This is a genomic window from Trueperella sp. HMSC08B05 (assembly GCF_001808405.1).
Lineage (GTDB): Bacteria > Actinomycetota > Actinomycetes > Actinomycetales > Actinomycetaceae > Trueperella > Trueperella bernardiae.
The window spans coordinates 46,291-65,599 of sequence record NZ_KV793258.1; the positions used below are offsets into that span (position 1 = coordinate 46,291).

At 65.0% G+C, this 19,309-nt stretch carries 17 protein-coding genes and 1 tRNA gene; 9 read left to right on the forward strand and 9 right to left on the reverse strand.

Annotated elements, in window-relative coordinates:
- Positions 1-121 precede the first annotated feature (121 nt).
- Positions 122-208: transfer RNA gene (locus HMPREF3167_RS06665), tRNA-Leu, on the forward strand.
- A 333-nt stretch (positions 209-541) separates the two neighbouring features.
- Here the strand turns inward: HMPREF3167_RS06665 and HMPREF3167_RS06670 are convergent.
- The gene (locus tag HMPREF3167_RS06670; RefSeq protein WP_062612831.1) at positions 542-1,450 is read right to left on the reverse strand and encodes a macro domain-containing protein; all 909 of its coding nucleotides are present in this window, start codon (positions 1,448-1,450) and stop codon (positions 542-544) included.
- Positions 1,451-1,626: 176 nt separating this feature from the next.
- Here HMPREF3167_RS06670 and HMPREF3167_RS06675 point away from each other — a divergent pair, with 176 nt between their 5' ends.
- The gene (locus HMPREF3167_RS06675) at positions 1,627-2,088 is read left to right on the forward strand and encodes a ribonuclease H family protein (RefSeq protein WP_062612829.1); all 462 of its coding nucleotides are present in this window, start codon (positions 1,627-1,629) and stop codon (positions 2,086-2,088) included.
- A 36-nt stretch (positions 2,089-2,124) separates the two neighbouring features.
- Here HMPREF3167_RS06675 and HMPREF3167_RS06680 read toward each other — a convergent pair whose 3' ends face one another.
- Complete coding sequence (locus tag HMPREF3167_RS06680) at positions 2,125-2,820, reverse strand: DsbA family oxidoreductase (protein WP_070446168.1); 696 nt, start codon at positions 2,818-2,820, stop codon at positions 2,125-2,127.
- An 87-nt stretch (positions 2,821-2,907) separates the two neighbouring features.
- Here HMPREF3167_RS06680 and HMPREF3167_RS06685 point away from each other — a divergent pair, with 87 nt between their 5' ends.
- Complete coding sequence (locus tag HMPREF3167_RS06685; protein ID WP_070446170.1) at positions 2,908-5,013, forward strand: S9 family peptidase; 2,106 nt, start codon at positions 2,908-2,910, stop codon at positions 5,011-5,013.
- Between the two features lie 18 nt (positions 5,014-5,031).
- Here HMPREF3167_RS06685 and mtnN read toward each other — a convergent pair whose 3' ends face one another.
- From mtnN to HMPREF3167_RS06700, 3 genes are read right to left on the reverse strand one after another with little or no spacing between them, the layout of a single operon-like run.
- On the reverse strand, positions 5,032-6,375 hold the full coding sequence (mtnN, locus tag HMPREF3167_RS06690; protein WP_062612824.1) for a 5'-methylthioadenosine/S-adenosylhomocysteine nucleosidase: 1,344 nt from the start codon (positions 6,373-6,375) through the stop codon (positions 5,032-5,034).
- On the reverse strand, positions 6,372-6,833 hold the full coding sequence (locus HMPREF3167_RS06695; protein ID WP_082661095.1) for an S-ribosylhomocysteine lyase: 462 nt from the start codon (positions 6,831-6,833) through the stop codon (positions 6,372-6,374). Before HMPREF3167_RS06695 ends, mtnN begins: the two co-directional genes overlap by 4 nt.
- A 30-nt stretch (positions 6,834-6,863) precedes the next feature.
- Entirely contained in the window at positions 6,864-7,310 is a 447-nt protein-coding gene (locus tag HMPREF3167_RS06700) for a Fur family transcriptional regulator (protein ID WP_070446172.1), read from the reverse strand.
- A 552-nt stretch (positions 7,311-7,862) separates the two neighbouring features.
- On the opposite strand from HMPREF3167_RS06700, the gene nrdH reads away from it, so the two are divergent.
- From nrdH to hemQ, 4 genes are all read left to right on the forward strand, one after another.
- Positions 7,863-8,108, forward strand: coding sequence for a glutaredoxin-like protein NrdH (gene nrdH / locus HMPREF3167_RS06705; RefSeq protein WP_062612817.1), 246 nt, complete (start codon positions 7,863-7,865; stop codon positions 8,106-8,108).
- A 44-nt stretch (positions 8,109-8,152) separates the two neighbouring features.
- Complete coding sequence (gene nrdI / locus HMPREF3167_RS06710; RefSeq protein ID WP_068538913.1) at positions 8,153-8,554, forward strand: class Ib ribonucleoside-diphosphate reductase assembly flavoprotein NrdI; 402 nt, start codon at positions 8,153-8,155, stop codon at positions 8,552-8,554.
- Entirely contained in the window at positions 8,539-10,686 is a 2,148-nt protein-coding gene (gene nrdE / locus HMPREF3167_RS06715) for a class 1b ribonucleoside-diphosphate reductase subunit alpha (protein WP_070446173.1), read from the forward strand. The genes nrdI and nrdE overlap by 16 nt, the downstream gene beginning before the upstream one ends.
- Positions 10,687-10,952: 266 nt before the next feature.
- A complete protein-coding gene (gene hemQ / locus HMPREF3167_RS06720) occupies positions 10,953-12,731 on the forward strand; it encodes a hydrogen peroxide-dependent heme synthase (RefSeq protein ID WP_070446175.1) in 1,779 nt (592 codons plus the stop codon).
- Between the two features lie 225 nt (positions 12,732-12,956).
- Here hemQ and HMPREF3167_RS10130 read toward each other — a convergent pair whose 3' ends face one another.
- Together HMPREF3167_RS10130 and HMPREF3167_RS06730 are read right to left on the reverse strand one after the other, a co-directional pair.
- On the reverse strand, positions 12,957-13,511 hold the full coding sequence (locus HMPREF3167_RS10130; RefSeq protein ID WP_068538911.1) for a methylated-DNA--[protein]-cysteine S-methyltransferase: 555 nt from the start codon (positions 13,509-13,511) through the stop codon (positions 12,957-12,959).
- Positions 13,508-14,839, reverse strand: coding sequence for a heparan-alpha-glucosaminide N-acetyltransferase domain-containing protein (locus HMPREF3167_RS06730; RefSeq protein ID WP_070446177.1), 1,332 nt, complete (start codon positions 14,837-14,839; stop codon positions 13,508-13,510). The genes HMPREF3167_RS10130 and HMPREF3167_RS06730 overlap by 4 nt, the downstream gene beginning before the upstream one ends.
- A gap of 111 nt (positions 14,840-14,950) precedes the next feature.
- On the opposite strand from HMPREF3167_RS06730, the gene nrdF reads away from it, so the two are divergent.
- Both nrdF and HMPREF3167_RS06740 read left to right on the forward strand, forming a co-directional pair.
- A complete protein-coding gene (gene nrdF / locus HMPREF3167_RS06735; RefSeq protein ID WP_082661115.1) occupies positions 14,951-15,913 on the forward strand; it encodes a class 1b ribonucleoside-diphosphate reductase subunit beta in 963 nt (320 codons plus the stop codon).
- A gap of 162 nt (positions 15,914-16,075) precedes the next feature.
- On the forward strand, positions 16,076-16,645 hold the full coding sequence (locus tag HMPREF3167_RS06740; RefSeq protein ID WP_068538909.1) for a low molecular weight protein-tyrosine-phosphatase: 570 nt from the start codon (positions 16,076-16,078) through the stop codon (positions 16,643-16,645).
- Between the two features lie 16 nt (positions 16,646-16,661).
- On the opposite strand, the gene HMPREF3167_RS06745 is transcribed toward HMPREF3167_RS06740, so the two are convergent.
- The gene (locus tag HMPREF3167_RS06745) at positions 16,662-17,417 is read right to left on the reverse strand and encodes a hypothetical protein (protein ID WP_143602075.1); all 756 of its coding nucleotides are present in this window, start codon (positions 17,415-17,417) and stop codon (positions 16,662-16,664) included.
- 157 nt (positions 17,418-17,574) lie between these two features.
- Positions 17,575-18,915 (reverse strand): ABC transporter substrate-binding protein, encoded by a 1,341-nt coding sequence (locus tag HMPREF3167_RS06750; protein WP_068538908.1) that lies wholly within the window; start codon positions 18,913-18,915, stop codon positions 17,575-17,577.
- Between the last annotated feature and the right edge of the window lie 394 nt (positions 18,916-19,309).

Sequence of the window (19,309 nt, forward strand, 5' to 3'; positions counted from 1 at the left end):
CTGGCGGGGGCGGGGGCCGGGGCCGAGTGCGGCGGCGGAAGATGGAAAGTGAGAAACGCGGCATAGTCGGCGGCGGCGACTTGGAGAGGGAGCGCATGTGCGTGTAGGCTGTCTTTCGCTTGCTCGAGTGGCGGAATAGGCAGACGCGCACGGTTCAGGTCCGTGTGCCCGTGAGGGCGTGGGGGTTCAACTCCCCCCTCGAGCACCAACAAGGCCGGGAAACCGGCCTTTTTCTTTGCCCGCCCCGGCTGACCAGATTATCGGCGCCGCGCACCAAGGTCCCGCCGGTCTGCCCGACAGAAGTCGTGAATATATCGGCTGACGATTGCTATAGGGGCCTGGTGGGCCTCAGGTTCACGAGTTGTGTCGGCGCCCCCGGGTAGCAGCCACTCGGCGGGGGTATTATCGGCTGATCCAAACCCGCCGGCGCTGACCGTGTTCGGCTTTATCCAAAAGGACCGCATGGAGGCCGCCGCCTAAGAGGCTGACAGAAAAAGTGCGGGCCACCCGGCCCGCACTTTTCTCTGTTCGCCGCCCGGCCCTAGTCGTCAATCCAGGTGTTGATGACGTCAGCGTAGGTGAGCGCGTCGGACTCGGAGTGCACGGAGAACACGATGAGGTCGAGGCATTGGCCGTACTTGTCCATCCAGGTGTTGACCGCGTCGAGGGCGATGGTGGCCGCCTTGCGGATAGGGAAGGCGTTGTAGCCGGTGGCGATGGCAGGGAAGGCGATGGAGCTCACGTCGGGCATTTGCCGCGTGAGCTCGAGCGCGTTCCAGTAGCAGTTGTACAGGATGTCGACGTCGTCGTCGGCGATGATCCCGTCGCGCACGGAGGGCCCCACCGTGTGGATGACGTATTTGGCGGGGAGGCGGTAGCCGCGCGTGACCTTGGCTTGGCCGGGCTCTTCGACGTCGGTGCCCTGTAGTTCCATGATGGTCGCGCAGTCGTTGCGCATCCAAGGGCCGGCTTGGGCGTGGAGGACGGAGTCGAGGCAGCCATGGAGCGGGATGCGGCACCCGGTGAGGGTGGGCAGGGCGGTGTTGACGATGGCGTCGATGACGAGTTGGCGCATGTCGCCGCGGAAGAGGACGGTTTCGGTGGAGGAGTCGAAGTCGTTTTCGGGGAGCAGGTCGTGGATGCGGCGGAGGTTCTTGGCTTCGACGCGGCCGTGTTCGCCGACCTGCCTGTAGAGCAGGGTGTTGATTGCGCGGGAGGCGATGGGGTTGAGCGGGCCGGGTTCGCGCAGGGCGAGTTCGGCTTGGAGCCAGCGCAGCAGGCCGTCGTCGGTGGAGAGGTGGGCGATGGAGCCGGTGCCAGTGTAGTGCTTGTGGTTGAGGCCGCCGAGGGCGGTCATCAACAGGTCGTAGGTGGAGCGGGTGTCGTCTTTGGGCTCGGGGAATGGCTCCGAGAGTTTGATTGCGTCCTTATAGTCGTCGAGTTGGAGCATCGTACCTTCCTCAGTTTGATACCCCCAGGTTACCCGAGTTCGCGGCGCGCTGGAACTGTGGGGGCGTGCCGACGACGCGCGGGCTGGCGTTTCACGACAACGGGCGCGCGGGGTTGCACGGCCGCCTGCGGGTGGGCGCGGGAAGAGTTGTCGGAGGCGCTCGTTATGATGGGGGCATGACTGAGATTGGACGGCCCAAGGCGGGCTATGACCTGGTGATTGCGACTGACGGCTCGTGCTCGGGGAATCCGGGCCCGGGCGGTTGGGCGTGGGTGGAGCAGTATTCGGGGCGCACGGCTGCGGGTGGTGCGCATCAGACTACGAACAACATCATGGAGCTCACGGCGATGATTTCGGCGCTGGAGTTTGCGGGGCCGGAGGCGGACCTGCTGCTGCGCTCGGATTCGTCATATGTGATTAAGGCGATGACGGAGTGGGCGCCGGGGTGGCGCCGCCGCGGGTGGAAGAAGGCGGACGGTAAGCCTGTGCTCAACCGGGAGCTGATTGAGAAGATGGTGAATTTGTATGAGTCGCGCACGGGGCGTACCGACGTGGAATGGGTGAGGGGCCATTCCGGGGACGCGGCGAATGAATTGGCCGACCGCCTGGCGGTCGAGCAGACGAACTTGCACGCCTAGGAGCGGGGCACGCGCGGCCGCTGGCCGCGCGTGCTACTACCCCTGTTCGAGCGGGACTTCCTGCGCGTGGGACACCTGCATTTCGGCCACGGCGCGCTTGATCGCATCAGCGTACACGTCGGCGGGCTGGGCGCCAGAGATCCCGAACTTCCCGCCCACTACGTAGAAGGGCACGCCCTCAATGCCGAGTGAGCGGGCGCTGGCGATGTCGGCGCGTACGGAGTCGGAATGCTCGCCGGATTCGAGTTCGTCGGAGACGTCGTCGGGGTCGAGGCCGAGTTCGGCGGCGATCTCGATGAGGGTGTCGGTGTCGGCGAGGTTGCGGCACTCGGTGAAGTGGGCGAAGTAGAGGCGCTCCACTGCCCGCGCCCCGAGGAGTGCGGCTTCTTCGAGGGTTTCGCCGCGGGCCTTGGCGGCGTAGACGAGCTGGTGTGCGAGGAACGTGTTGACCTCGGTGACGTTCTTCCAGTTAATCGCCAGGCCCTCGTCGGCGGCGAGCTCGGTGGTGGAGGTGAGCACCTCGGTGACCTCGTCGGCGGAGAAGTCCTTCATCGACAGGGAGGTGGCGAAGGGGACTGCCGCCGCGGCATCGGGCTGAAGCTGGTAGGCGTGGTACTCAACGGCTACCTTTTGCCCTGATTCCTCAATGCCTTTTTCCAGACGGTGCTTGCCGATCCAACACCACGGGCAGGCGATGTCGGACCACACGTGTACCACGATGTCATGTTCCATGGACCCCACCCTACTCATCGGGCACGAAAAGTGCCGTTCGTGGAGCCTTCGTCACAGCCCGGCCCGGCGAACCCCTAGAATGGCGTCATGAACATCAACGAGGGCGCACCCCGCGCCGAGCGCATCCCCTTTGAGCGGACTTTCCACGGCCACACTTTCACGGACCACTACGAGTGGCTACGCGAGGACGAGGAGAAGGCCCATTCCCTGATCGACGCCGAGAACGCCTGGTTTGACCAGAACACGGCGGACCAGGCCGAGCTCCGCGAGCAGATCGTGGCGGAGATCGCGGCGCGGACGAAGGAGACCGACGTCTCGGTGCCGGTCCGCCAGGGCGACTACTGGTACTGGACCCGCACATGGGAGGGCCGCCCATACAGTGGCCTGTTCCGTGTGCCGCTCAACGGCGCGGACAAGCAGACGGAGAAGGCGGAGCTGACCCGCCCGAAGCCTGGCGCGCGGCTCGCGGGGGAGACCTGCGTGTATGACGGCAACCAGCTCGGCGCCCACGAGGAGTACTTCGCCACCGGCTCGGGGGATGTGTCGCCGGACGGGCGGCTGTTCGCGCTCGCGGTCGACACCACCGGGGCCGAGCATTTCAACCTGCGCATTCACCAGATTTACGGGGACGTGGTGGTGGACGACGCCGTAGAGGGCGCCGGCTACGGGCTGGCGTGGCTCGCAGATTCCAGCGGTGTGTTCTACACGAGGGTGGACGAGGCATGGCGCCACCACGAGATCTGGCTCCACCGGGTGGGGACGAACCCGGACGAGGACCAGCTGATCCTGCGCGAGGACGACGAGTCCTTTGGCCTGTGGTGTGACTCCTCGCGGGATGGGAAGTGGCTGGTCATCACGTCGACGTCGACCGAGACGACCGAGGTCCACCTGGTCTCAACCACGGACCCGGATGAGCGCTTCGTCGTGCGCGAGCGAGAGCAGGGCGTGTTCTACACGGCGGAGGTGGCAGGCGACGAGCTGCTCATCATCCACAACGCCGAAGAGCCTGGCTTTGAGCTGGCCACCGCCCCGGTCCGACCCAGCGATGTCGCCGAGTGGACGAGCCTCGTCAAGCCGGCCGCCGGCGAGCGCTTCCTTGAGGTCGCCGCGTTCAAGTCGTTCGCGGCGCTGCACACGCGCGCCAAGGGCGGAACCGAGATCCGGATCATCGAGCGCACGGCCAAGGGCTGGGACAAGCCGTACATGCTCCCGATCCCTGAGACGATGACCGTGGAGATCAGCGCGAACTACGAGTGGGAGACGACCGGGATCGACGTCGTCGCCGAATCGCTCATCCAGCCGCAAACCTGGCTCAACTGGGACGTGAAGGATAAGGAGCTGACCACGCTCAAGACCCTCGAAGTGCCCGGCTACGACCCGGCGGCCTACGTCGAGTATCGGGAATGGGCGGAAGCGGAGGACGGGGTGAAGATCCCGCTGACCATCGCCCACCGCGCCGACCTCGACCGCGCCGGCGACAACCCTGGCTTCATCTATGGCTACGGCTCCTACGAGATCTGCGACGACCCGTACTTCACCCCCATGCGCCTGCCGCTCCTGGACCGTGGGGTGGTCTACGTCGTGGCCCACATCCGCGGTGGCGGTGAGATGGGCCGCCAGTGGTACGAAGACGGGCGGCTGCTCAAGAAGAAGAACACGTTCTCCGACTTCGTGGCCGCCTCCCGCCACCTCATCGACACGGGACTCGTGGACGGTGAGCGCCTTGCCGCGGAGGGCCGCTCCGCCGGCGGCCTGCTCATGGGCGCGGTGACCAACTTGGCCCCCGAGCTCTACCGAGTGATCTTGGCGGGCGTGCCGTTCGTCGACGCCCTGACCACCATCCTCAAGCCCGAGCTGCCACTGACGGCCGGCGAATGGGAGGAGTGGGGCAACCCGATCACGGCGAAGGAGGTCTACGAATACATGGCCTCCTACTCGCCGTACGAAAACATTCGCGCCGAGCGCTACCCCGCGATCCTTGCCGTCACCTCGCTCAATGACGTCCGTGTGTCCTACCTCGAGCCCACCAAGTGGGTCCAGGAGCTACGCGAGGTGGTGGCCGACGATTCCGGGATCATCCTCCAGCACACCGAGAAGGTCGCGGGCCACGCCGGCGGTTCCGGGCGTTACGCCCGGTGGGAGCGGCGCGCTCGCGAGCTCGCGTTCGTGCTGCGCCAGCTCGACGTCGCTTAGGTTCACGACGCCGATCGCTCAGTCCGTGTCGATCGCGGCGGCGTTGAGCGCTTCCTTCCAGGAGCCGAAGCGCTGCCGGATCGCGGCGCCGGAGGGTAGCTTGCCGGCCTGCCCGGAGACCTTCAGCCACGTACTGTAGGCGTTGAAGGAGGGCTGGCGGCGCGTGCGCTGGGCGTCGATGAGGTAGGAGCGGATGGCGAACAGGTAGTCGTCGGTAGTGAACTTCAGCCCGCCGCGGTTCCGACCGCGGCGGGGCTTGAGGCCGATCGACGTGAGGGCATCATTCCAGTAGCCGTTGAATCGCTTGATCACGGTTTGGGATGTGGGCGGCCAGAGGAAACCGGCGCCGGAGCTCGAGTAGTGGGTGATGAAGTCGGTACGGTGCGTGTCGTAGTCCTTGGCGGTGAGGGGGGCGGTCGGCTTCTCGGCGGCGAACTGGTAGCCGGCTAGCATGAGGCCGAGCGCCTCCTTGCGCTTGGACGGGTCGAGCGCGTCCAGGTGCTTGTCTGCGGCCTCGAGCACCTCGGGTAGTTCGCCCGTGGCCGGGCTCAGGCCGTGCGCGTTGGCGAGCATGAGGTAGAGCGCGCACTGGAGTGACGCCTTGGAAAAATGCTGGGCTGGCCCGTGCCCGGAGCGTTCGATGTCCAACACGGACGTGTGGGAGAGCAAGTTGAGCACGGTCTTGGCGGCTGCGAGGGCGACGTCGTCGAGCTGGGCGTTGAAGGTCTGGGCCTGCTTCTTGGCAGTAGTGGCGCCGACGACGTCGGAAATTGAACGCACGGACGCGAACGGGATGCCGAAGGCGTGGGCGATGAGGGCCAGCGAGTGAGATTCCATGTCAGCGGAGAGGACGCCCGGGAACTTGTCGCGCGTGTCCTTGACGTTGGCCTCGGTGACGAACGAGTCCGAGGAGACGACCAGGCCCGCGTGCGTGCGGCGGTCCGCCTGGCTGGCGGCGTGCGCGGCAAGGACGAGCGCCTCCGTGCTTTGGAAGTAGCGCGGCTGGCCCGGGATCTGGCCGGGCGCGTAGCCGAACGCGGTGGCGTCCGCGTTGCCGTGCACGTAGCGAGTGCCGACCACGATGTCCCCGATCGCGATATCGGAATCGAGCCCGCCGGCCGAGCCCACCGACACGATCACCCGCGGCTCGTACTTGGCGAGCGCCCAGGACAGGAGGCCGGCGGAGCAGGCAGAGCCGATGCCCGTGGTGAGGAAAAGGAGGGCAGAGCGGCCCTTGCGGGCCAGGAATGCCGAGCCGAACGGGGTGGCGATCGGCGAGGTGGTGAAGTCGGGAAGGAGTTCGTTAAACGGCTTCATCTCCTCGACCATCGCCGCGACGATGATGGCGTTAATGCTGGTCATGCGAATACTTCTCCCCACAGGTCTCGCTGGGCGAGCATGTTGGCGACGGCGGCTTGGGCCGCCTCAAGCGAATGGTGGGCGCCCCAGCCGCACTGGACCTCGTTGGCGGCCGGCACGGAGGTGGCGGCCAGGATGTCGCGGAAAGTGCGCTCGATGAGGGACATGGCGGCGTCGACGTCGGGCTCAGCGGCGAGGATGAGGTAGAAGCCGGTCTGGCAGCCCATGGGCGAAAAGTCGACCACGTGATCGGCGTGGTTGCGGGCGTATTCGGCGAAGGAATGCTCAATGGAATGGACGGCGGCCATGTCCAGGTGTGCCACGTTGGGCTGGCAGAACCGCACGTCATACTTGGTGAGAACATCGCCGTGTGGCAACCTCTTCACGTCCGCAATGCGCACGAACGGCGCGGCGACAGCCGTGTGGTCGAGGTTGAACGACTCGACGTTCATTTTGTTCATGGGCTTCCTTTCGACGAAGCCCATTGTAGCCTATTGAGCGTTTGATTCCGCTTGTGCGATACGGGCCTGTTCGCAATCGGGGCAGTAGCCCCAGAACGTCACCTCGGCCTCGTCAATGGCGAAACCGTGCGTGTCGCAGGGCTCCAGACACGGCGCCGAACCGACGACGCACGGGATGTCTACCACCGTGCGGCACGCACGGCACACGAGGTGGTGATGGTTATCGTGGCGGGCCAGCTCGTAGAGCGGGACCGAACCGTGCGGCTCGATCTCCCGCAGCAGGCCCTTCTCGGTGAGGGCGTGCAGGACGTCGTAGATTGCCTGCGTGGACACGGAGCCGAGCCGGGAGGTGACACCCTGGCGGACCGAATCGGCCGTGGAATGCGGGCAGGCCTCGAGTTCTTCGAGCACAGACAGGCGCGGGCGGGTAACGCGCAGCCCGGCGTCGCGTAGTTGATCTTCGAAGGTCGTGTCCATGCGTCCCATTTTCCACATAAAAATGGACTTATTCAAGGACATCAGCCCTAGGCGGGGTGGGGGGTGAGTGTGCAGGTGGACGAGTGTGCAGGTGGACGGCGTGGGCAGACACGCCGCCGACACGCCGGGATGGATGTACGACACGCCGACGCCGGAGAGCGGACTTTTCGGACATCGGAGCGCACAACAGCGGGCACCTGTCCACAATCGTGGATAGAACTGCTCACAACCGTGGATAACGGGGACAACTTTATCCACAGGCCGGTGGATTCGTGGACAAAATAAACTGTCGGAGGCGGGTGGGACGATGGGTGCGTGGCTGGCGGAGGCGGGTCGTCGTCGTTGGCTGTGGAGCCTCACGTGGGTAAGGCGAAGTGTGATGTTATGCGTAGCGTGACGTCGGCCAAGCTTCCCACAAGGGGAAATCCGCATGCCGGCGCGGGGCGCGCCCCGACACGCCGCCAACACATGATCTAGTGGTCAACCGTTTGTCGGCCACTAGGTGTAGTGTTGATTCCCGTATCGATCTATCAGCACAGTAGGAGAAATGCGATGGCCATTACCGTCTACACGAAGCCCTCGTGCGTGCAGTGCACCGCCACCAAGCGGGCGCTGAAGAAGCACGGCCTCGAATTCGAGGAGGTCGATCTTCTCGAGGACGCGGACGCGCTGGCGACCGTGAAGGCATTGGGCTACCAGCAGGCACCCGTCATTTTCGCGGGTGGCGACCACTGGTCGGGCTACCGCCCGGACAAGATCAAGGCGCTCGCTACCGCCGCAGCGGAAGTGTCGGCCTAACCGTTCGGGGCGGCTACGGTCGCCCCGAACGCGCCGGGTGTGCGATGGTACACATCGTCTACTTCTCGTCTGTCACCAACAACACGAAGCGCTTCGTGGATAAGCTCGGCTTCCCAGCCGAGCGCATTCCCTTATATGCGAAGGATCCGTTCCTACACGTCACCGAGGAATACGTCCTCATCACCCCCACCTACGGGGGCGGCAACACCAAGGGTGCGGTGCCGAAACAGGTGATCAAGTTCTTGAACGACGAAGCGAACCGCTCCCTCATTCGCGGGGTCATCTCCGCAGGCAACACGAACTTCGGCGATGCCTACTGCCTCGCGGGGGACATCATCTCCGCGAAAACGAAGGTCCCACACATGTACAGGTTTGAACTGCTCGGCACCCCGCGGGATGTCGATGTGGTTCGCAAAGGATTGGAAGAATTTTGGACGCAACTTTGACGGACACGGGCGAGGAGAGCCTCGACCCGGCGCTGGACTACCACGCGCTCAACGCCCAGCTCAATCTTTACGACGCCGACGGGAAGATTCAGTTCGACGCCGACCGTCAGGCCGCCCGCCAGTACTTCCTTCAGCACGTCAACAAGAACACGGTCTACTTCCATGACCTGGAGGAAAAGCTGAAGTATCTCGTGGACGAGGGCTACTACGAGGCGGAAGTGATCGAACAGTACGATTTCGCGTTCATCAAGTCGTTGTTCAAGGCCTGCTACGCCCACAAGTTCCGCTTCCCCACCTTCCTGGGAGCGTTCAAGTACTACACCTCCTACACGCTGAAGACCTTCGACGGCACACGCTACCTGGAGCGCTTCGAGGACCGCGTGTGCATCGTGGCCCTCTACCTCGCGCGCGGGGATGAGCAGATGGCGATGGACCTCATGGAGGAGATCATCACCGGCCGCTTCCAGCCGGCCACCCCCACGTTCCTCAACGCCGGCAAGGTGGCGCGCGGCGAGCTCGTGTCCTGCTTCCTGCTGCGCGTGGAGGACAACATGGAGTCCATCGCGCGGGCCATCAACTCTTCGCTACAGCTGTCCAAGCGCGGCGGCGGCGTCGCTCTCAACCTGTCCAACCTGCGCGAACAGGGCGCGCCGATCAAGAAGATCCAGAACCAGTCCTCCGGCGTCAACCCGGTGATGAAGCTGCTCGAGGATTCGTTCTCCTACGCCAACCAGCTGGGCGCCCGCCAGGGAGCGGGCGCGGTGTACCTCCACGCCCATCACCCCGACATCATGCGCTTCCTCGACACGAAGCGAGAGAACGCGGATGAGAAGATCCGCATCAAGACCCTCTCGCTCGGCGTTGTGATCCCGGACATCACCTTTGAGCTGGCCAAGCAGAACCAGGACATGTACCTGTTCTCGCCGTATGACGTGGAACGGGTGTACGGCGTGCCGTTTACCGAGATCTCCGTGAGCGAGAAGTACCACGAGATGGTGGATGACAAACGGATCAAGAAGACGAAGATCAACGCCCGCACTTTCTTCCAGACGTTGGCGGAGATCCAGTTCGAGTCCGGCTATCCCTACATTGTGTTTGAGGACACGGTGAACCGGGCCAATCCGATCGACGGGCGCATCACCATGTCGAACCTGTGCTCGGAGATCCTGCAGGTCTCAGAGGCCTCCACCTACAACCTGGACCTGTCCTACGAGTACGTGGGCAAGGACATCTCGTGTAACCTCGGTTCGCTCAACATCGCCAAGACAATGGATTCGCCCGACTTCGCGCGCACGATCCGCACGGCGATCCGGGCACTGACGTCCGTGTCGGACCAGACCAGCATCGACTCGGTGCCGTCGATCAGGCGCGGCAACGACATGTCGCACGCCATCGGCCTGGGGCAGATGAACCTGCATGGGTACCTCGGCCGCGAGCGGATCTTCTACGGTTCGCCCGAGGCGCTCGACTTCACGAACATGTACTTCTACACCGTGACCTACCACGCGATCCGGGCCTCGATGGAGCTGGCGCGCGAGCGCGGGGAGGTCTTCGAGGGCTTTGAGAAGTCGGACTACGCCAGCGGTGTGTACTTCGACAAGTACACGGAGAAGGAGTGGGCGCCCGAGTTTGACCGGGTCAAGGAGCTGTTCGCGGACATCCACATTCCTACACAGGCCGATTGGGAGCAGCTGAAGGCCGATGTCGCGAAGTACGGCATGTACAACCAGAACCTGCAGGCGGTGCCGCCCACAGGTTCGATTTCGTACATCAACAACTCCACGTCGTCGATCCACCCGATCGTGTCGAAGATCGAGATCCGCAAGGAAGGCAAGCTCGGGCGCGTGTACTACCCGGCTGCCTACATGGACAACGACAACCTCGAATACTTCCAGGACGCCTACGAGATCGGGCCGGAGAAGATCATCGACACGTACGCCGTGGCCACCCAGCACGTGGACCAGGGCCTGTCGCTCACGCTGTTCTACCCGGACACGGTCACCACCCGCGACGTGAACCGCAACTACATCTACGCGTGGCGCAAGGGCATCAAAACCTTGTACTACATGCGCATCCGCCAGGCCGCCCTTGAGGGTACCGAGGTGGAGGGCTGCGTGTCCTGCATGCTGTAGTGGTGGCGGCCCGCCGCGAGCGGGTGGCTGGATAGTGCGGCTGTGAAAGATGGATCCCCCGGCGGCGCCGGGGGATCCTTCACGTCTGGGGGCCGGGGTGTTCGGTAGCGCACAAGTTAGCGACACATGCGGCCCGAACTGTTCCGATTTCATCGAGCTATCAGGAAAAGTCGGCAGTCAGGATGCAGAACAGCTGTAAATGGCGCATAATCGTGGCGTGCGCTACCGGGCGCGCTTTCCATCTGATCGTCAACTTAGGGACACTCATGGTCGACGCCTACATGCTCCTCTCCTACGGAGGCCCGAACAAGCCGGAGGACGTGGTCCCGTTCCTGCGCAACGCGGTGGCCGGGCGCGGCGTGCCGGACGAGCGTCTGGCCGAGGTGGGCAAGCACTACTACCGTTTCGGCGGGAAGTCGCCGATCAATGAACTCAACGCGGCGCTCGCGGACCGGTTGCGCGCGGAACTTGAGGCGCGTGGGGACCGCACGCCCGTCGTCGTCGGTAACCGTAACTGGCACCCTTTCGGTCACGAGACCCTGGCGGAGCTTTACGACGCCGGCGCGCGGTCGGTGCGGGCGGTGGCGACGGCGGCGTTTTGCTCCTACTCGGGGTGCCGGCAGTACAGCGAGGACCTCGAGCGGTGGCGCGCCCAGCTCGGCCATGCGGACCTGCGCGTGGAGAAGATCCATCCGTTTTGGCAGGCCACGGGGTTCTACGTGGCGTATCGCGAGGTGGTGCGGGAGGCGCGTACGAAGATGCCTGACGCGCGGCTGGTGTTCGTTACGCACTCCATCCCCACGGCGATGAATGCGGCGGCGGGCCCGCCCGCCTACGACGTTCAGCACCGCCAGCTGATCGAGCGGCTGTGTGCGGAGCTCGGCGAGCAGGAGTGGGACCTGGCCTACTGCTCCCGCTCGGGTAGCCCGCACGTGCCCTGGCTCGAGCCGGACATCAACGACCACCTCGAGGCGATCGCCGGCGAGGGGGCGTCGGCCGCGATCGTGGTCCCGATCGGGTTCATCTCGGACCACATGGAGGTTGTCTACGACCTCGACATTGAAGCGCGCGCCACCGCCGAACGCCTCGGCATGGGTTACCTGCGCGCCCCCACGATCGACCGCTCGCCCACCTTCATCGCGCAACTCGCCGACCTGCTCCAACAGGGGCCGGCCGACTCCCCGGCAGACTGCTGCCACCCAACCCCGCCCGCCGCCCTGCGGGCCAATCCAGAAAGAGGAATGATGACTCACCCGACTCCCGCCAACGACGCCGTCGCTCACCCCGCGCCCGACCATCCGGCGCCCACACACCCCGGCTCGCGTCCCTCCCCGCACGGCCACCCGCGCGGGGAGGTCCGCCCGATCGCCAAGCAGCTGAATGAGGAGCGTCCGTTCGTCATGTGGTCGGTGTTCAAGGCCGACCAGGTGGGCGAGGCGGGAGCCGGCGCGTTTGACCCTGCGCGGATTGCGGCGGCGGAGGACGCCGTTGGGAAGACGGGGGTCTCGGTTCGCGGGTACTACGACGTGTCCGGATTCCGCGCGGACGCCGATCTCATGGCCTGGTTCGTGGCGGAAAGCGCCGAGGCTGCGCAGGCAGCCTACCGGGTGCTGCACCGCGGGTTGGCGCTGACGCCGGTGTGGTCGGCGCTCAGCCAACACCGGCCGGCCGAGTACAACCCGGACCACCTGCCCGGCATGTTTGAGCACGAGCCGGAAAGGTTCGCGTCCGTGTACCCGTTCGTGCGCTCGTATGATTGGTATCTGCTCGAGGACTGGAAGCGGGCCGCGATAATGCGCAATCACGCGGCGGCGGGCCGCCCCTTCGATGACCTCGTCACCTCCACGCTGGCCTCCTTCTCCCTGTCGGACTACGAGTGGGTGGTAGCGCTCGAGGGTGAGGACCTGACCCGGATCGTCGATCTCATGTATGCCTTCCGCAAGACCGAGGCTCGGCTTTACGTACGCCAGGACGTGCCGTTCTTCACCGGCGAGCGCGTGGAACTGGCCGAGTGGGCGCGCAGGCAGGGAAGTCCGCTGGCCTAGGGTCGGGGTGCTGGTCGCACGGACGTTCGCGGACGACCTGGCGTGTGGCCGGCGTGAAGCCCGGAATCGGCGCTTGGTTTTGTGCAGGCGGGTCTTGGGGGCGCCCGGCAGAACTCGTGAATATGCCGGCTGGCGATTGCTATAGGGCCTGGTGGGTCTTAGGTTCACGACTTGTGAGGGAGCGACCGGCAAGCCAGCCGCCGGGGCCGGCGGTTTTGGGTGGGGTTAGGCGCGCTCGAGGTCGAGGAGCTGGATCTTGCACTCGAGGCCTCCGGCGTAGCCGGCCATGGAGCCGTCGGCGCCGATCACCCGGTGGCAGGGCACGGCGATGAGCACCTGATTCCTGCCAACAGCCCCGCCGACCGCTCGGGCCGAAGTCGGCCGGCCTAGCTTCTTTCCGACAGCCGCGGCGAGTTCACCGTAGCTCACCGTCTCCCCGTAGGGGATCTCGCGCAGGGCCTGCCAGCTGGCCAGCTGGAAGGGAGTGCCGGTCTGCTCGATGGGGAAGTCGATGGCGGGATTCTGGCCGGCGAAGTAGGCGTCGAGCCAGGTGACGACAGGCTCGGCGCCGGACGAGTTGGTGGTGGGCGGAGTGCTGCCGGCGGTGCTCCTTACGGTGACACTGCTAGTGGCGGGATTGCAACCCGCCGGGCTCAGCGCGGCGGTGGGGGCCTCGGCCTCCAGCGCCGCGGGCACGTTGGCCAGCGTCCACAGTCCGTTCAGCGCACCATCATAGGAAATGGTGAGAACCCCGATGGGTGAGTCGTAGTGGAAGATCACGGCTGCTCGTTGGGTTCCGGCACAGCAGGCGCCTCCAGCTCCGGCTGTGCCTCGGGCTTGGATGTTGCAGGTGATTGCGGAGTAGGAGGTAGCGTCCCCGCCTGGGATGTTACGGGTTGGACCGCGGGCCGGGGTAGCGCCGGGTGCGCGAACCACTGCGAGAACCAGTAGGTCATCCACTCGAGCGGCCCGCGCCGGAACGGCAGCAGCGCCCACACGGTGCAGAACAGCACCGCGATGCCGGCGACCAGCAGGAAGGGCGTGGCCGTCGAGGAAAAGAACAGCTCCTCGTTGAAGTGCAGCCCGAAGGCGTGGCCCACGTAGGCGGTGAGCGACATCGAGCCCACGGCCGCGATCGGGAAGAGCAGGTGCTTGGCGAGCGGCGAGAGCCACAGGCATACCGCGAGCACTATGAGCCCGAAGCCGAGGTTGCCGATCACTTCCGTGGTGGTGTTCATGTGCGGTTCGGCGGTGAACACGTCCCACAGGGTGAAGGGCATGAAGGAGGGCACGAACTCCATGGAGCTGCCGGACTCGAACCCTGTTTCGGTGGCGAAGGTGTGGGTGGCGAGGTAGGCGGTGCCGTAGCCGAGCACGGCGAGCATGAGGCCGCCGCCCAAGAGCCGGATCCGCGCGGACGACGCCGACAGGTCCGTCCGCCCGATGGCGATACCGGCGATGACGTAGGCCATGTAGGCCAGCCCGGGGTAGTGGCCGGTGACGAGCACGTCATAAAGGTAGGAGTTGGGCCCGGAAGCGGGGTAGACGTCGAAGGTGTAGGAGATGAGATTGGCGAGGTGCATGACCTGCGGGCCGACCAGGGCGACGACGCCGGCCGTGATCGCGAGCTTCTTTGAAGACCAGCTGAGCAGCGGCAGGGCGAGCAGGAACCAGGCGGCGTAGTAGCCGAGGATGACCGCGATGATGGTGGGGAAGAGGGAAAGGAAGGCGGCGAACGCGAGGAGGGCGACGGCGCGCCCGGCGATGCGTAGCTGGGCGTGGCGCAGTTGCAGGTCGGTGTAGGGCACGTTGCGCCCGGAAAGGATCGCCAGCGAGATGCCGGCGAGTAGGGCAAACAGCGCCGATGATCGGCCCGCGGGGATGTTGCCCAGGAAGTTGGTGAACGTGGCGGTCACGTCGATGCCGGGCCGCACGTGGGCCCAAATCATGCCGAGGATCGCCAGGCCGCGGGCGAGGTCGATCCCGCGGATGCGGCCCCGGTAGCGCTGTAGGGCAGGTTCGACGACGACGTCGGGCGCAGCGGGCGTCGTCGTGGACGGGGTGGACTCGGGCGCGAGGGGCCCGGGCGTGGTCGTGAAAGTGCTCATTGCACAAGCCTACGGCCAATCGTGGCCCCGCCGTACGCTGACGCGATCACATCGGGGGAAATTGTCGGAGGAACGTGCGAAGATAGTTTTGGTTACGAAATGGAGGTTGGCATGGCGCACAAGGGCCCGTTTGAAGCTATTAATTGGAACAAGATTGAGGATGAGAAGGACCTGGAGGTCTGGGATCGCCTCACCGGGAATTTTTGGTTGCCGGAGAAGATTCCGCTGTCGAATGACATTCAGTCGTGGAACACACTCAAGCCGCATGAGCAGGAGATGACCACGCGCGTGTTCACGGGGCTGACGCTGCTGGATACGATTCAGGGCACGGTGGGCGCGGTGTCGCTGATTCCGGATGCGGTGACGGCGCATGAGGAGGCGGTGTACACGAACATCGCGTTCATGGAGTCGGTGCACGCGAAGTCGTACTCGTCGATTTTCTCCACGCTCATTTCGATGAAGGAGATCGATGAGACGTTCCGCTGGTCGGAGGAGAACGTCTACCTGCAGAAGAAGGCCGAGATCATCGAGAAGTACTATGACGGGGATGATCCGGAGAAGCGCAAAGTTGCGTCGGTGATGCTGGAATCGTTCCTGTTCTACTCGGGGTTCTACGCGCCGATGTACTGGTCGGCACACGCGAAGCTGACCAACACGGCGGACCTGATTCGCCTCATTATTCGCGACGAAGCGGTGCACGGCTACTACATCGGTTACAAGTTCCAGGTGGCGATGGCGAAGGCCAGCCCGGAGCGACGCGAGGAGATCAAGGAGTGGACGTACGAGCTGCTCGATGAGCTCTACGACAACGAGGTGGAGTACACCGCCTCGCTGTACGACCAGATGGGCCTCACGGAAGACGTGAAGATGTTCCTGCGCTACAACGCCAACAAGGCGCTGATGAACCTCGGCTATGAGGCGCTGTTCCCCGCGTCGGAGACTGCGGTGAATCCGGCGATCCTGGCAGCGCTGTCGCCGGGGGCGGATGAGAACCACGACTTCTTCTCGGGCTCCGGCTCGTCCTACGTGATTGGCACGGCTGAGGCCACCACCGACGACGACTGGGACTTCTAGCCGCCCGGCTGGCCCGGCGCCAAGTGAGCGTGTCGGCCCGGCGGCGACGCCGTCCGGCGCAAGTCCGCCGGCACGACCGGAGCAAACGGCGCAACTGGGCCCACGGCGTCGTGAACGCGGGGCCGGCAAGCTAAGCGCGCGGCGGTCGGCTAGGGTGGGGGCATGTATCGCGTGCTGATTGTGTGTACCGGAAACATTTGCCGCTCGCCGATGGGTGAGATCGTCCTGCGCGACCGCCTTGCTGAGGCAGGGATTGACGACGTGGAGGTCCGCTCCGCCGGCGTCTCCTCCGAGGAGCACGGCAACCCCGTGGACTCGCGCGCCCGGCAGGTGCTGCGCGAACACGGGCACGACGTCGGTGCCCACCACGCCCATCGTGCCACCGACGCCGAACTGCGCGACGCCGACCTCATCCTCGCGATGACCACCGGCCACGCCCGCTCCCTGCGCGGCATGCTCAGCCAGATCGGGGAGCCGTTGGATAAAGTCCACCTGTGGCGCGAATTCGACGGCACGATCGGCGTGGCGGCCGACGGCGCATTCGGTGAGGGCGGCGTGCTCGCGGGCGACTCAAGCAAGCGGTCGCACTCGGCCAACCTCTACCACTCCGCCGGCGAATACGACGTGCCCGACCCGTGGTACGGCGGCCCCGAGGACTTCCAGGACACCTACGAGGTGGTGGACAGGGGCGCCCGCGGGCTGGTCGAGTTCATTGAGGCCCGCCGCGGTTAGCCTCGCCTGTCCCGCGCTACTTGCCGGCCAGGATTGGATCGGCCAGCTGTGAGCGGTGTTCGTCGTCCTCAAAGCGCGGGTTGATGATGTCCTGTGGCTCGTCCACCGCGGTCAGGGTGGCCGTGCGCGTGCTCTCTCGGCCGTTCACCGTGTACTCGGATTCGGAGCGGATGACCACGTAGTCGTCGCGGATGAAGATGGTGGAGACGAGCGTGTCGGCGTCGTCGGACACGGTCAAGGTCAGGACGGTGACGGGCATGCCGTCGACTACGTCCGTGCCCGACACCTTGTATTCGAGCGCGGGGTCCGTGCCGGCCGCGCGCACGTTCGGGTTGAGCAGCGCCTCGTAGCGCCCGGGGAGAGTGGATTGGAAGGCGAGGGTTTCGTCGGTGGAATCGGAGGTGGCCTGTACCCACGAGCCGTCGCGCTGGACGAACGTGTTGCCGCTGACGAGGATGACGCGGCCGGCCGCGTCGCCGTCACCACCAAAGGACTCGATCTCCACGGCGAGTGGGTCCATGTTCGTGCGCGAACGGGTGGCCAGCTGCCCGTCCACGGCGTCCTCCTGCACGTAACCGGCCAGCTTACCCAGAGCCTCCGCCTGGCAAAACGCCAGCTCGCGGGCGTTGACCGTGGTGGGGGAGCCCTTGAGGGGGTCAGTACAGTGATCGACTGCGGTGTCGGGGGCGGAGGGGTCGCTGGCGACGTCGCTCCCACATGCCGTGAGAATCGCCGTCAACGCGCCCATGCACGCCACAAACCGAGCAGTCATTGTCCATCCTTTCCCTGGACCCACTCTACCCACGCAACCCTTAATGATCCCTGGAGGAAGTGGCGGCGGATCTGGGAATTCCCTGTGAAAAAGTGTGGGCGGGAAAGACCCGCCCACACTCATGATTCGGCAAACGCCGAGCTTGACGCCCGCAGCCTTAGAGGTTCATCGCCGCGTTGCCCGCATCCTGTGCTTCCTTCAGGCCCTGCTCCACGGGGACCGAGCCAAGGAAGACGTCCAACAGGCGTGGGATGAACGCCTCGGTGCCGGCGTTGACGTCCGGGCCAAACGGCGACAGGGCCGTCTTACCCGCGGCTGAGTCGATGAACACCGACACGTCCACGCCCTGCTCAGCCCAGTAGTTCACAAAGTAATCCTGCGCGCCCACGGCGCCCGGGAACGAAACGCCCATCTGACCAAGCGGCGCCTGGCCCTCGGTGGTGCCGAGCCACTTGAGGACCTCGAGGGTTGCCTCGCGGTGCTGCGTAGCCTCATTACCCACGGCCACCACGCCGTGCGACGTGGAGATCGCGCCCTCCGGGCCGGCGATCAGCGGGGCGATACCCCAGTTGATGTCCGTGTTGTCCGCGATCGTCTTCAGCGAGTACGGGCCGGACTGGAACAGGGCCATCTCGCCGCGGATGAACATCTCACGGGCGAGGTCGCCGTTCGTGTTCGTCTCCGCCGCCGACGGCGCCACGTGGTACTTGTTAATGAGGTCCGTGATGTAAGTGAAGGCCTTCACGCCTTCCGCCGAGGCGAAGTCGAACGAGCCGTCCTCGTTTTGGAACTTGCCGCCGGCCTCCGCCAGGAACGGCAGGTAGATCGCCTGCATGTCCGCCTGGGCGTTCATGCCGTAGGTGGCGATGTTGTTCGCGTCAAAGTCGGCCGAATCGGCGGTGTTGCCGTTCGCGTCCATGGTCAGCTTCTGCAGGGCCGGCAGCAGCGTGTCGTTGTCGCCCCAGGTCAGTTTCGTGACGTCGACGCCGGCCGCGTCCACCAGATCCTTGTTGTAGAACAGTGCGATCGAATCCCAGATCTGCGGGATGCCCCACAGGGCATCGTTGCGCGTGTACAGGTCAACCACCGACTGCTGCCACTCCTCGTGATCGCTGCCCAGCTCCTCGGTGATGTTCATCAGGTTGCCGTTATCGGCGTAGAGCGCGAAGTTCGACGAGTTCACCCAGAAAATGTCGGCCATCTCGCCCGAGGAGATGTCCAGCGGCAGCTGGGTCCAGTAGTCACCCCACGGCACAACCTCAACCTCAACCTTGATGTCAGGGTGCTGCGCCGTGAACTGCTTGAAGGACTCTTCGTAAGCCGGGGCGGCGGCGTCGTCCCACAGGCGGAACGTGACGGTGGTGCTCTCCGACGACGTCGACTGCTCCGACGACGGATCCGTGGTCTTCTCGGCGCCACCCGTGCTCGGCGAGCACGCGCTCAGCACAAGGCCGAGGGTGCCAATCGCCGCGGTAGCGGTCAGGAATGAACGCTTCATGGTCTCTCCTCTGTGTGAAATGGGCGCAGGCGCGCCGATACGCCAACTCTACCAGTTGAAATGTCAACAAGTTGGTGTGGGGTTAGGGACGTCACTATGAGCAAACAAGGCCCGCCCGAGTGCGGACTTCTGTGGCTTTTCCCAATCAGGGGTGTAGTTTGGCTCGCACCCACCGGTCGCTGCTGGATATTGCCGCAATTCCCGGCAGAAGTCATGAATGTGTCGGCTATCGATCGCTGTAGGCACCTGGTGGGTCTCAGGTTCACGACTTGTGACGGGCCCAGCCGGTGCCAGACGCGAATTGGGCCGACGGCATAGATTATCGGCGCCCAGCCAGACGTCACGTAGCCAGTTACATAGCCCCTCCGACAGAACTCGTGAATATACCGGCTAC

Coding starts and splice junctions, on each gene's coding strand:
- HMPREF3167_RS06670 (WP_062612831.1), bottom strand. CDS start 1,450: ATGCTCCAACTCGACGACTATAAGGACGCAATCAAACTCTCGGAGCCA.
- HMPREF3167_RS06675 (WP_062612829.1), top strand. CDS start 1,627: ATGACTGAGATTGGACGGCCCAAGGCGGGCTATGACCTGGTGATTGCG.
- HMPREF3167_RS06680 (WP_070446168.1), bottom strand. CDS start 2,820: ATGGAACATGACATCGTGGTACACGTGTGGTCCGACATCGCCTGCCCG.
- HMPREF3167_RS06685 (WP_070446170.1), top strand. CDS start 2,908: ATGAACATCAACGAGGGCGCACCCCGCGCCGAGCGCATCCCCTTTGAG.
- mtnN (WP_062612824.1), bottom strand. CDS start 6,375: ATGACCAGCATTAACGCCATCATCGTCGCGGCGATGGTCGAGGAGATG.
- HMPREF3167_RS06695 (WP_082661095.1), bottom strand. CDS start 6,833: ATGAACAAAATGAACGTCGAGTCGTTCAACCTCGACCACACGGCTGTC.
- HMPREF3167_RS06700 (WP_070446172.1), bottom strand. CDS start 7,310: ATGGACACGACCTTCGAAGATCAACTACGCGACGCCGGGCTGCGCGTT.
- nrdH (WP_062612817.1), top strand. CDS start 7,863: ATGGCCATTACCGTCTACACGAAGCCCTCGTGCGTGCAGTGCACCGCC.
- nrdI (WP_068538913.1), top strand. CDS start 8,153: ATGGTACACATCGTCTACTTCTCGTCTGTCACCAACAACACGAAGCGC.
- hemQ (WP_070446175.1), top strand. CDS start 10,953: ATGGTCGACGCCTACATGCTCCTCTCCTACGGAGGCCCGAACAAGCCG.
- HMPREF3167_RS06730 (WP_070446177.1), bottom strand. CDS start 14,839: ATGAGCACTTTCACGACCACGCCCGGGCCCCTCGCGCCCGAGTCCACC.
- nrdF (WP_082661115.1), top strand. CDS start 14,951: ATGGCGCACAAGGGCCCGTTTGAAGCTATTAATTGGAACAAGATTGAG.
- HMPREF3167_RS06740 (WP_068538909.1), top strand. CDS start 16,076: ATGTATCGCGTGCTGATTGTGTGTACCGGAAACATTTGCCGCTCGCCG.
- HMPREF3167_RS06745 (WP_143602075.1), bottom strand. CDS start 17,417: ATGACTGCTCGGTTTGTGGCGTGCATGGGCGCGTTGACGGCGATTCTC.
- HMPREF3167_RS06750 (WP_068538908.1), bottom strand. CDS start 18,915: ATGAAGCGTTCATTCCTGACCGCTACCGCGGCGATTGGCACCCTCGGC.